The organism is Streptomyces iakyrus, assembly GCF_000717055.1.
GTDB lineage: Bacteria > Actinomycetota > Actinomycetes > Streptomycetales > Streptomycetaceae > Streptomyces > Streptomyces iakyrus.
This window is the reverse complement of the sequence record NZ_JNXI01000024.1, coordinates 39,302-51,013: the sequence shown is the minus strand read 5'-3', so window position 1 is coordinate 51,013 and position 11,712 is coordinate 39,302. Positions and strand designations below refer to the sequence as shown.

Here is an 11,712-nt window from a genome sequence, read left to right as displayed (position 1 = left end):
GATGGATGTGGTGTACGCCACTCTCTCTTTCGTGGTTCACGCCCCGGCAGGCCGGACGGTTCCGGCCCGGGTCGATAATCGGGCCCGTGACCGATCTTGAGACGCGCGCGGCCCCGCCCCGCGCCGGGGCGCTGCGCCGGGCGGCTCCGGCGCTCGCCGGGTACGCGGCCGTCCGTGCCCTGGGCCTGCTCGCCCTGTTCCTGTGGAGCGCGACGCGGGACAAGAGCGCGTACACGCTGCTGACCGCCCGCTGGGACGCGCTCTGGTACGTCAGGGTCGCCGAGCTCGGCTACGGCTACGAGGTGCGGCTGGCGAACGGGGACGTGCACTCGAACCTGGCGTTCTTCCCACTGCTGCCGTGGCTGGAGCGGCTGGTGGCGGCGGTGTCGCCGCTGTCGTACGCGGACGGGGGGTTCCTCGTCAGCCTGGTCGCCTCGCTCGCCGCGGCCTGGGGGATCTTCGCGGTGGCGGACCATGTGTACGGCCGCCGGGCCGGGGTGTGCGCGGTGCTGCTGTGGGCGGTTCTTCCGGTCGGGATCGTGCAGTCGATGGCGTACAGCGAATCCCTCTTCACGGCGCTCGCAGCCTGGGCGCTGTACGCGGTGCTGACCGGCCGCTGGGTGGCGGCCGGCGCCCTGGCCCTGTTCGCCGGGCTGACCCGCCCGGTGGGGCTGGCCGTGGTGGCGGCCGTGTGGGTGGCGGCGGTGGCCTCCTTCGTACGGGACCGGAGTGCGCCCGGGCAGGACGCCCCGCACGTCACGGCCGAGCCCGCGACCCGCGTCCGGCGCGTCCTCGGCATGGCCCTGGCCCCTCTCGGCACCGCCGGCTACGTGCTCTGGGTCGGCCACCGCACCGGCAAGGGCCCGCTGGGCTACCTGGACGTCCAGGCCGGATGGCGCAACGGCTTCGACGGCGGCTGGGCCTTCGCCCGGTTCGTCGCCGAGAAGTTCACGTCGTTCCCGGCGGCTCTGGCCGGTGTGGGGCTCATCGCCGGGGTCGCGTCAGTCGTCTGGCTGTACGTGACCGGAGTACGTCAGCGCCAGCCGCTGCCGCTGCTGGTCTACAGCGGGGTCGTGACCGCGCTCGCCCTGTGCGCGTCGAGCTACTTCGGCTCGAAACCGCGCCTGCTGCTGCCCGCCTTCCCGCTGCTGCTGCCGCTCGCGCTGACCCTGGCCAAGGCACGTCTGCGCAGGTCAGCGACCATTGTGGGGGCCGTCGCGGTGGCCTCGGCGGTGTACGGGGCGTTCTGGCTGAACGGCTCCGGTCCGCCCTGACCCGCTGTGAGCGCAGGGGGAATTCCGCACCATGCCCCGGTGAACGAATTCAAAAGCGCAATAAAACCCGCATCCGGAATGATCAAAGGAATTGAAGGCCGCAGCGGCCGACGATTGCAGATTCGCTGGAAATAAACCCCCTCCTGAGAGGAATCCCACATCACATCGTCATCACAAAGCCGTTGATTCGCCCGGGATCAGAGCTCACTCGCTGTAACGTCGATTGGGTGCGTACCGAACCGAAGCTCACCCGTCTGGACCGGGTGTTCGCCCGGCTGGACCGTGAGCCGGAACGACCGGCCCACATCGATGTGCCGAAGATGAGCAGGCACCGCATCGTGCTCTTCGCGGGAACCCTGGCCTTCTACGGCGCGATCGTGTGGGCCGTGGTGATCACGTCCTGGCTGGTCCGGCTCGACTGGCAGGTCATGTTCTTCCGCCCGTACCAGCAGTGGTCGGAGATCCACTGGTTCGTCGACTACTACGTGGTCCTCGGCCAGCGCGGCCCGACCGCCGTGATGGTGGCGGCCTGGCTGGGCTGGCGTTCCTGGCGGCAGCACACCTTGCGGCCGCTGCTCGCGCTCGGCGTCTCCCTGCTGCTGCTGAACATCACGGTCGGCGCCGCCAAGTACGGCATGGGCCGCCTGGGGCCGCACTACGCGACCGTGATCGGCTCGAACGAGATGTGGCGCGGCGGCGATATATTTCCGAGCGGTCACACCGCCAACGCCGTGGTGACCTGGGGAATCCTGGCCTACCTGGCGTCCTCCGCGAGAGCGCAGCGCTGGCTGTCCGCCGTGTCCGCGGTGACCTCGCTCGGCGTCGGAATGGCCACGGTCTACCTCGGTACGCACTGGCTGAGCGATGTGCTCCTCGGCTGGACCGCGGGTCTGCTGATCATGCTCGGGCTGCCGTGGTTCGAGCCGCTGATCGCCCGTGCCGAGGCCGCGATCTTCGACCTGCGCGACCGCCTGCGGGCCCGCGGTCGCCGCACCCCGGCCGGTGCTCCCGTCGTGCTCACGCCCCTGCCCGCCGACCGGGAGGACGTGGCGGCCTGCGCGTCCCGGGCCCCGGCCTACCTGGCGCCGGGCCCGCACACGGCCCGCTCGGAGCGCAGCCCGATCACCCCCGCCGGCAGCCGCCGCCCTCAGCATCCGGAGCGTCACCCACGCGGTTCGGCCTCGTCGGCCCGTCCGCTGACAGGCGGCTGACCACGGCAGGTGCGCACCCCTTCCGGCAGCGCGAAGGCCCCGGTTCCGGAGCGGAACCGGGGCCTTCGCCGGGTCTCAGCCCTTCCAGGCCCGCGCGACGCGGCCGCCCTTGACCTCGAAGTTCAGCCGGCCCACGCGGTACTCCATCGTGATGATCGCGCCCGGCGGCAGCGAGCGCACCGTCGGCCAGCCGCGCTCCCGCGCGAGGCGTTCGGCCCGGCCGGCCTCCAGGCCGACATAGGTGTCCGGGCGGTCGTCGGGTTCAGCGGAAGGTGTCGGAGTCGGTGCCATGCCGCCACGCTATGCGCTGGCCGCAGACCGCGGAAGTCCAGGCCGGGGCCCCGGTCACTGTCCGGCCCGCGTCACGCTTCTGTCACAAGATCACGACAGGCGTTTCGGGAGCTGTCCGTCACACGGACGAGCGATTCCGTACGCCTTCCGCAGGCATTCGATCGGAATTCCCGCGTGTCGCATGAGCTCATGGAAAAGCCCGGCGAAAGTGCCCGGTGAAGTGCCTCCGGGGCTCCATTGCTTTCCCGCGCCGCACCGGCCCGGCGAAGTCGGCGCGGCACGGGAAATGCATGGCTTCGGCATACAGAGGCCGATACGCCCCCTGTCGGAGCGCGCGGTGACGCGAGCATCATGGCGTGAGCTCGCGGGTACATGAGGCGCGGGCTGCGGCGGGCCCGGTGCGCGATCAGCGAAGGGGCGAGCGATGGGGACGCAGACCGTACAGGCGGCGGCGCCGCCCGAGCAGCGGACACGGCACGGCCGGGTGGTGGTCGACTGGCTCACGACCACGGACCACAAGAAGATCGGCCACCTCTACCTGATCACGTCGTTCTTGTTCTTCCTGGTCGCCGGAGCGATGGCGCTGCTGATGCGCGCCGAACTGGCCCGCCCCGGTCTGCAGATCATCGACAACGAGCAGTTCAACCAGGCGTTCACGCTGCACGGCACGATCATGCTGCTGCTGTTCGCGACGCCGACCTTCGCGGGCTTCGCCAACGAGCTGATGCCGTTGCAGATCGGCGCGCCCGACGTGGCCTTCCCGCGGCTGAACATGTTCTCGTACTGGCTGTTCCTGTTCGGCGGGCTGATCGTGCTCGGCTCGCTGCTGGTGCCCTCCGGGCCGGCGGACTTCGGCTGGACCGCCTACGCCCCGCTCAACAGCGAGGTGCGCTCGCCGGGGATCGGGGCCGATCTGTGGATCATGGGGCTGGCGCTGTCGGGCTTCGGCACGATCCTCGGCGCGGTCAACTTCGTCACCACGATCATCGGGATGCGCGCCCCGGGCATGACGATGTTCCGGATGCCGATCTTCGTGTGGAACACCCTGTTCACGTCGATCCTGATCCTGATGGCGTTCCCGGTGCTCGCGGCGGCGCTGCTGGTGCTGGAGGCGGACCGGCGGTTCGGCTCGCAGGTGTTCGACGCGGCCAACGGCGGGGCGATCCTGTGGCAGCACCTGTTCTGGTTCTTCGGCCATCCCGAGGTGTACATCATCGCGCTGCCGTTCTTCGGCATCATCACAGAGATCATCCCGGTCTTCAGCCGCAAGCCGTTGTTCGGCTATCTGACACTGGTCGGGGCGACGATGGCGATCACCGGCCTGTCGATGATCGTGTGGGCGCACCACATGTTCGCCACGGGTGCGGTGCTGCTGCCGTTCTTCTCCTTCATGAGCTTCCTGATCGCGGTGCCGACGGGGGTGAAGTTCTTCAACTGGGCCGGCACCATGCTGAAGGGCTCGCTGTCCTTCGAGACGCCGATGCTGTGGGCGACCGGCTTCCTGGTGACGTTCCTGTTCGGCGGCCTGACCGGGGTGATCCTGGCGTCGCCGCCGATGGACTTCCACGTGACGGACACGTACTTCGTGGTGGCGCACTTCCACTACGTCGTCTTCGGCACCGTCGTCTTCGCGATCTTCGCCGGGTTCTTCTTCTGGTGGCCGAAGTTCACCGGGAAGATGCTCGACGAGCGGCTCGGCAAGATCCAGTTCTGGGTGCTCTTCGTCGGCTTCCACACCACGTTCCTGGTGCAGCACTGGCTGGGCGCCGAGGGCATGCCCCGCCGGTACGCCGACTACCTCGCGGCGGACGGCTTCACCGCGCTCAACACGGTGTCGACGATCGGCGCGTTCCTGCTCGGCATGTCGACGCTGCCGTTCCTCTACAACGTGTGGAAGACCGCCAAGTACGGCGAGAAAGTCCAGGTGGACGACCCCTGGGGCTTCGGCCGTTCCCTGGAGTGGGCGACCTCGTGCCCGCCGCCGCGGCACAACTTCACGACGCTGCCCCGGATCCGCTCCGAGTCGCCGGCGTTCGACCTCCACCATCCGGAGTACGCGGCGGTGACTGCGCAGCCCGAGCCAGAGCGCCATCAAGCCGGTCCCGAGTCGTCCTGATCGCCTCGATGAGCCCGTCGGGCTCCAGCACCTCGAAGTCGAAGCCCAGCATCACCACGTGGATGACCATCACGTCGAGGCTGCCGGCGCCGCAGCGCAGCAGGCAGGTGTTCTCGCTCTCCGCCTCCAGCACTCCGGCGGAGGGCGAGATGTGTCCGGCCGCTTCCTCCAGGGGCACCAGGAGCCGTACGACGGCGTGGGTGGCGTACGCGCGCGTGGAGACGCCCTGGGAGACGTAGGCGGCGAGGTCCTCGGCAGGCGGCTTGCGCGGGGTGAAGCGCGGGCCGTGCGGCGGTCTGGGCGTGACGCGGTCCACGCGGAACGTGCGCCAGTCGTCGCGGTCGAGGTCCCAGGCGACCAGGTACCAGCGGCGCTCGGTGCACACCAGGCGGTGCGGTTCGACCGTGCGGCGGCTGGGGGTGCCGTCGTGGCCGCGGTACTCGAAGCGCAGCCGTTCGGCGTCCCGGCACAGATGGGCGAGCTCGGTGAGCACGGCCGGGTCGACCGAGGAGGGCAGCGTGCTGCGCAGCATCGGCACGGTGAAGGCGTTCAGGGCGCCCACCCGGCGGCGCAGCCGGTTCGGCAGCACCTGCTCCAGCTTGGCGAGGGCCCGTACCGAGGTCTCGCCGATGCCGTCGATGCCCTGCCCGGCGGCGGTGCGCAGCCCGACCGCCACGGCGACGGCCTCGTCGTCGTCCAGGAGCAGCGGCGGGAGTTCGGCGCCCGCGCCCAGCTGGTAGCCGCCACCGGTGCCGGGGCTGGCGTTGACCGGGTAGCCCAGTTCGCGCAGCCGGTCGACGTCCCGGCGCAGGGTGCGGGCGCTGACGCCGAGCCGGCCGGCCAGGTCGGCGCCGGACCACTCGCGGTGGGCCTGGAGCAGGGACAGCAGACGCAGCAGGCGGGCCGAGGTCTCCAACATGGGGCGAGTCTGCCAGGCCTTGCGGACAGCCACTGTCCTCAAGGCGCGTAGGCCAGTTGCGGGACGGTGAAGCAGGTGCGGTTCATGTCGCCCTGCCCCACCCAGCCCTCGCCGTCCTGCCAGCGGGCCACCGACAGGCAGGTCCTGATGCTCTTCGGCGGCTCGGGCAGGCGGTCGAAGCGGACGGGAAGCAGCAGTCCTCCGGCGGTGTAGCCCTGGCTGCGGTTCATGAAGGCGTCGACGCAGGCGCGCGTGATGCCCGTGGTGGCGCAGGACTTCGCCGCGTCCGTGAACCAGCGCGCGGCCGCCCACCCTTCCAGCTGCCACTGGGAGTGCGTCTCGAGGTCCTTCGTCGCCTCGCGGAACTCCTGTACGGCCGCGTTGCCGGTGTCCTCGAAGTTGCGGCTGGCGCCGGTCGCCCACAGGGCGTTGCGGCAGCGCGGGGCGTCCTTGTAGTCCTCGGCGACGGTGGATGTCCAGTTCTGAACGTTGGTCACCTTGGCGGTGACGTCGGCGCCGGCCTCGTCCATGGCCTGGCAGAGCCGGGCGTTGCCGTGCCCGTCGATGGCGTCGAACACCAGGTCGGCGCCCTGCTCCTTGAGGTCGGCGGCGACGGCGCGGAAGTTCGGCAGGGCGAAGTCGACCTGCTCGGTGACGACCTTGTAGCCCTCGGCGCGCAGGCCGCGCTCCACGAGCCGGGCGTAGGCGGCCGAGGCGGACTGGTTGTAGGAGACGACGGCGGCGGTGCGGGCGCCGTGCTCGCGTTTGAAGTAGCGGTAGACCTCGGTGCCGCCGTACAGCTTGCCGTCCCAGCCGGGGGTGCCGTCGCGGGGCGCGAGACTGCCGTAGATGCCGTAGAGGTGCGGGAAGGTGTCGTAGGCGGTGCCGATGGGCTGGCCGCCGATGTCGGGCACGCGCGCGCGGGAGACGCGGGAGGCCCCCGCGTAGTCGAGGGCGGTGGTGGCGACCAGGGCGACGACCTGGTCCTCCTCGACGAGTCGGTGCACGCACTCGTTGTTGCCGACGCCGCTGCCGCCGTCGTCGCAGGTGCGCACCTCGACCCGGCGGCCGTCGATGCCCCCGCGCGCGTTGAGCCGGTCGAAGAAGGCCCGGGCGCCGTCGCGCGGTCCGGTGAAGGCGCCGCCGCCGACCGGGCTGGTGGCGCTGGTGATGATGCCGACCCGCAAAGGCGCGGCGTCGCGGGGCGCGGGGGTGCGGTCGTCGTGCTCGAAGTCGCTCTCCGGGAGCCGGCTGCCGCAGGCCGCGCTCAGGGAGAGCAGCAGGACGGCGACGAGGATCTCAGCAACCCGGGACCGGCGACGCATTGCCGCTCATCTGCACCAGCGAGCACAGCGCCTTGACGGACACCTTCCAGGTGCCCTCCTCCTCGACGGCTGTCCCGGAGGCGTTCGGCAGAACGGTGGCGCCCTTCAGGGTGAGCGTGTACGTCACGTCCGCCTCGGTCGCCGAGGTGAACTCGACCTTGGTGACCTTCGCCTGGACCTGTCCGCCGCGCTCGTCACCGCTGAAGGCCTCCAGGACCGGCCCCATCCGGTCGCCGTTCTGCAGGATGGCCTGCTTCTCCTCGGTCGAGGTCTGCGGATCGAAGAACTTCTCCCAGTTCTGCTTGATCTCCGCCTCCGCCGCGGCCCGGTCCGCCGGCGCGCTGGCCGGCGCGCTCGTAGTCCGCTCCGCGGTCGGGGTGGGAGGCGTGGACTCGCTGCCGCCGCCGCTGTCGTCACTGCACGCCGCGAGGGCCGGGGCGATGGCCAGGACCAGGGCGGCGGCGATCGCCGTACCCCGTCCCGCGGTGCGTGGACCCCCCGTCGCGTTCCCCCGCCTGAGGTCGCTGCCGAGAACCATCTGGCTCACCACCGGGTGTCGGTCCGGGCCATGTGCGCCCGGTGCTTTCAGGGTCAGCTTCCACAGGGCATAGTGCAAGCGATCGGCGGACTTGAACAGGCAGCCCGACGCACGCACAGCCGATTCCGACGTGTGGGAGCCAGCGATGCGGACCAGCCGACTGCGGACCGTGCATCCCGTCCTGTGGGCCGGCTGGGCGGCCCTGGCCGCCGGGGCGGTGCTGTGCGTCGTCGGCTGGTACGGGGTCTCCGGCGAGCGTTACGCCGAACGGCAGCTGCCCTACCTCGCCTCCTGCTCGATCCCCGGGGCCGGGCTGATCGTCGCCGGGGCGGTGCTGCTGGCCCGGGGCCGGGAGTCGATCGCCGCCGCGCGCGTGGAGGAGCTGTACCACCTGCTGGTGGCGGCGGAGCCGGACGAGCCGGAGGAGAGCGGCCGGGCCGCGCTCGCGCCGCTCGCGGTCAGCGGCGACCTGCTGATGGTGCCGGGCGGCACGCTGTGGCACCGCGCGGACTGCCCGCTGGTCGCGGGCAAGGCGGAGGCTGTCCCGGTGGACTCCAAGCTGGTGGCGAGCGGTGAGCTGGACCCCTGCCCGATCTGCGAGCCGGCCGAAGAAACCGACTGATGTCGTCGCTGACGTACGACCTCACCCTCGCCGGGCTCTCGGTGGGCAGCGCGGCGGCGCTGACCGGGATCGGCCTGATCGTGACGTACCGCGCGACGGGTGTGCTGAACTTCGCCCACGGCGCGATCGCGATGGTGTGCGCGTACGTGCTGCGGCAGTGCGTGGTCGAGTGGGGCTGGCCGCTGTGGCTCGGTGCGGTGGTGACGCTGCTGGTGCTGGCCCCGGGGCTGGGGGTGGTCCTGGAGCGGTTCGTGTTCCGGCCCCTGGCTGTCCTGGGCGGTGCCCCGGCGCAGACGCTGGTGGCGTCCATCGGGGTGTTCGTGCTGCTGGTGGGCGGGGCGGCGCTGCTGTGGGGGCAGGGGGCGCGGGACGACGCTCCGGTGCTGGTGCCGGACGAGCCGTGGGGGCAGCTGGCGGTGGTGCTGGTGCTGGCCGCGGGGGTCACGGTGGTAATCCGCCGGACGCGGTTTGGGCGGGAGCTGCGGGCCGTGGTCGACGACCGGCGGCTGGCCGAGCTGGGCGGCATCGACGCGGACCGGGTCGCGGCCACGGGCTGGGCGTTCGGCTCGTTCACGGCCGGTCTGACGGGAGTGCTGCTGGCGCCGTACGTACGGCTCGACCCGTCCGGTCTCTCGCTGCTCGTGATGGAGGTCGTTGCGGTGGCGGTGGCCGCGCGGATGCGGAGCCTGCCGGTCGCGGTGGTGGTGGCACTGGGCATCGGGGTGGCGCAGAGCCAGCTGACGCGGCTGCACCCGTCGGGCTGGGCCGAGCCGCTGCTCCAGGCGGTGGGCACGAACCTGTTCGTCGTCGCGCTGCTGGTCGCGGCGCTGGTCCTGCCGGGCGTCGGGGAACGGGACGCGCTGCCCCGCACGGCCACGGCGCGCGCGGCGACCCCGCCGGGCGCCTGGGTCGTGGTGCTCGTGCTGTTCCTGCTGCCGCTGGGGCTCGCGGGCCAGGATCTGCACACCTCGGTCCAGGTGCCGGCGCTGGCCGTGATCCTGCTGTCCCTGGTGGTCGTCACCGGGCGCGGCGGCCAGATCTCCCTGGGGCAGGCGGCGTACGCGGGCCTGGGCGCCCTGTTCACGGCGCTGCTGGCGGCGGGCCGCTTCCCGGGGCTGCCCGCCCTGCCGGAGCTGGCGGCCCTCGGGGTGTCGGTGGTCCTGGTGGCGCCGCTCGGCCTGCTGACGGGCTGGCCGGCGATCGGCCGCCGGGGCCTGGCGCTGGCGCTGGCGACCTTCGCGGTCGGCGTGGGGGTGAGCCGCTTCGTCTTCGCCCAGCCGTACGCCACCGCGGGCCTGTCCCTGGGCCGCCCCGCCGGCTTCGACGGGGACCGGGCGTACTACGTCCTGGAGCTGCTCCTGCTGGCGGTCGCGCTGCTGGCCACGCACGCGCTGCGCCGGGGGCGGACGGGCCGGGCCCTTGCCGCCATGCGGGATCACGAGCGGGGCGCGCAGGCGGCGGGCGTCCGGGTGCCGTCCCTCAAGCTGCTGGCCTTCGTCGCGGGTGCCGCACTGGCCGCACTGGGCGGCGGCATGCTCGGCATGGGCCTGCGCGCCTTCGACGCCGCCGCCTACGACCCCGTGCGCGGCCTGCTGTGGTTCGCCGCGGTGGTGGTGCTGGGCGCTGACAGCACGCTCGGGGCCCTCGCAGCGGCGGCCCTCCTGGTCGGGCTGGACGCGGGCACCCGGGGCGGCGTCGCGGCGGCCCTGATCGGCGTCCTGGCGATCCTGGCGGGCCGCTTCCCGGGCGGCCCGTACGAGGCCCTGCGCACCGCCAGGGAACGCCTCCGGCTGCGCCGCACCCCGGCCCTGACTCCGGCGGGCGCCCGGGCCCACCGGCTCCTGCGCCCCGCAGAGCCCCAGAAGGCCCCGAGGGCCCCGGCACCGACCGGTGCGACACGCATGGCTCACAGGGCAGGAACACCCGCCCGACACGAGCACCCCGGCAGCGCACCCGTCCGACGCGAGCACCCCGACGGCAACAGCCACCCGCCACCCGGCCCACCGGGCGGGGCCGTCCCCGGCCTGGGAGGCACCCCGCCGCCCCCTCCCCCGGCCGCCGCTCCCCTCCTCACCGCCCGCCGCCTCCACGCCCGCTACGGCGGCTTCACCGCCCTCGACGGGGTGGACCTGGAGCTCTCCCCCGGGCGGATCACCGCGGTCGTCGGGCCCAACGGGGCCGGGAAGAGCACCCTGTTCCACTGTCTGGCGGGGACGCTGCCGCCCGCGAGGGGGGTCGTGCGGCTCGGCGGGCGGGACATCACCGCGCTGCCCGCCCAGGCCCGGGCCCGGCTCGGTGTCGCACGGACGTTCCAGCAGCTGGCCGTCTTCCCGTCGCTGACCGTGGCCGAGAACGTCCGCGTCGGTGCCGAGCAGGGCCGGGTGACCGACCCGGGCGCCGTGGAGCGCGCTCTCAGGCTGCTCGGACTCGACGGGCCCCTGCGCGCACGGCCCGCCGCCGGGCTGCCCACCGGGACGCTGCGCCGGGTCGAACTGGCCCGGGTCCTCGCGGGAAGCCCCCGCGTCCTGCTCCTCGACGAGCCCGCCGCCGGGCTCGACACCGCCGAAGTGACCGCCCTGGCCCGGGTCCTGAGGGCCCTGGCCGCCGACGGCACGGCCCTCCTGGTCGTCGAGCACGACCTGGACCTGGTGGCCGGTCTCGCCGACGTCGTGCACGTGATGACCGCGGGCCGGATCGTCGCCTCCGGCCCGCCCGGACGCGTGCTGGACGCCCTGGAACCGGAGGCCGGCCGATGACGACCGTCTCCCTGCGCCACGCACGCGTGCGCTACGGCCCCCTGGAAGCGCTGCACGGCATCACCCTCGCCGCCCCCGGCCCGGGCCTCACCGTGCTGCTCGGCCGCAACGGGTCCGGCCGCAGCACCGCTCTGCGCGCCCTGGCGGGCACCGTGCCCCTGACGGGCGGCACGGTGGTGTGGGACGGCACGGACATCACCCGCGTCCCGGCGTACGAACGGGCCCGGCGGGGGCTGTGTTTGGTGCCGGAGCGGCAGGCCGTGTTCGGCTCGCTCACCGTGCGCGAGAACCTCGCACTCGCCGCGCGCGACCACACCCCGGCCCTCGACGCCTACCCGCAGCTGCGCCCCCTGCTGGAGCGGCGCGCCGGCACCCTCTCGGGCGGGGAGCAGCGCATGCTCGCCCTCTCCCGGGCCGTGCTCGCCCGCGCGCGCGTGGTGCTCGTCGACGAGCCCGCCCAGGGCATGTCGCCCCCGGTCGCGGCCCGGACGTACGAGCTGCTGGGCGCGCTGGACGCGTGCGTGGTGGTCGCCGAGCAGCGGCTGCCGCCCGCCCTGCGGGACCGGTCCGCGATCGTCTACGAACTGCGCCGCGGGACCGTCGTGTTCGCCGGACAGGCGGGCGAGCTCTCCGGCTGATGCCGGACGCCGAGGCCCCGTC

9 protein-coding genes and 1 pseudogene are annotated in these 11,712 nt (G+C 72.8%); 6 read left to right on the top strand and 4 right to left on the bottom strand.

All coding sequences use genetic code 11. From position 1 onward, the window contains the following. Positions 1-86 precede the first annotated feature (86 nt). Positions 87-1,274, top strand: coding sequence for a glycosyltransferase family 39 protein (locus OO68_RS32470; protein WP_033312788.1), 1,188 nt, complete (start codon positions 87-89; stop codon positions 1,272-1,274). Between the two features lie 227 nt (positions 1,275-1,501). Then, the gene (locus tag OO68_RS32465) at positions 1,502-2,485 is read left to right on the top strand and encodes a phosphatase PAP2 family protein (protein ID WP_033312787.1); all 984 of its coding nucleotides are present in this window, start codon (positions 1,502-1,504) and stop codon (positions 2,483-2,485) included. A 75-nt stretch (positions 2,486-2,560) separates the two neighbouring features. Here the strand turns inward: OO68_RS32465 and OO68_RS32460 are convergent, their stop codons facing one another. Then, the gene (locus tag OO68_RS32460) at positions 2,561-2,776 is read right to left on the bottom strand and encodes an I78 family peptidase inhibitor (RefSeq protein ID WP_033312786.1); all 216 of its coding nucleotides are present in this window, start codon (positions 2,774-2,776) and stop codon (positions 2,561-2,563) included. Between the two features lie 424 nt (positions 2,777-3,200). Here OO68_RS32460 and ctaD point away from each other — a divergent pair. After that, a pseudogene (ctaD, locus tag OO68_RS32455) lies at positions 3,201-4,772 on the top strand (aa3-type cytochrome oxidase subunit I); the annotation flags it as partial. On the opposite strand, the gene OO68_RS44550 reads toward ctaD, so the two are convergent. The 3 genes from OO68_RS44550 to OO68_RS32445 are packed head-to-tail and all read right to left on the bottom strand — an operon-like array spanning position 4,771 to position 7,674. Next, entirely contained in the window at positions 4,771-5,811 is a 1,041-nt protein-coding gene (locus OO68_RS44550; RefSeq protein ID WP_106974475.1) for a helix-turn-helix transcriptional regulator, read from the bottom strand. The pseudogene ctaD and the gene OO68_RS44550 sit on opposite strands and share 2 nt — an antisense overlap. Positions 5,812-5,849: 38 nt before the next feature. Next, positions 5,850-7,136 (bottom strand): ABC transporter substrate-binding protein, encoded by a 1,287-nt coding sequence (locus tag OO68_RS32450; RefSeq protein ID WP_033312784.1) that lies wholly within the window; start codon positions 7,134-7,136, stop codon positions 5,850-5,852. After that, on the bottom strand, positions 7,111-7,674 hold the full coding sequence (locus OO68_RS32445; protein ID WP_033312828.1) for an MTB12 C-terminal domain-containing protein: 564 nt from the start codon (positions 7,672-7,674) through the stop codon (positions 7,111-7,113). Before OO68_RS32445 ends, OO68_RS32450 begins: the two co-directional genes overlap by 26 nt. Positions 7,675-7,819: 145 nt before the next feature. Between OO68_RS32445 and OO68_RS32440 the strand changes: the two genes are divergently transcribed. The 3 genes from OO68_RS32440 to OO68_RS32430 are packed head-to-tail and all read left to right on the top strand — an operon-like array spanning position 7,820 to position 11,690. Beyond that, the gene (locus OO68_RS32440; protein ID WP_033312783.1) at positions 7,820-8,296 is read left to right on the top strand and encodes a hypothetical protein; all 477 of its coding nucleotides are present in this window, start codon (positions 7,820-7,822) and stop codon (positions 8,294-8,296) included. Next, positions 8,296-11,052 carry a branched-chain amino acid ABC transporter permease/ATP-binding protein gene (locus tag OO68_RS32435; protein ID WP_033312782.1) on the top strand — a complete coding sequence of 919 codons (2,757 nt, stop codon included), beginning with the start codon at positions 8,296-8,298 and terminating at the stop codon, positions 11,050-11,052. Before OO68_RS32440 ends, OO68_RS32435 begins: the two co-directional genes overlap by 1 nt. Continuing rightward, positions 11,049-11,690, top strand: a complete 642-nt coding sequence (locus OO68_RS32430; protein WP_033312781.1) for an ATP-binding cassette domain-containing protein — start codon at positions 11,049-11,051, stop codon at positions 11,688-11,690. Before OO68_RS32435 ends, OO68_RS32430 begins: the two co-directional genes overlap by 4 nt. Positions 11,691-11,712 lie beyond the last annotated feature (22 nt).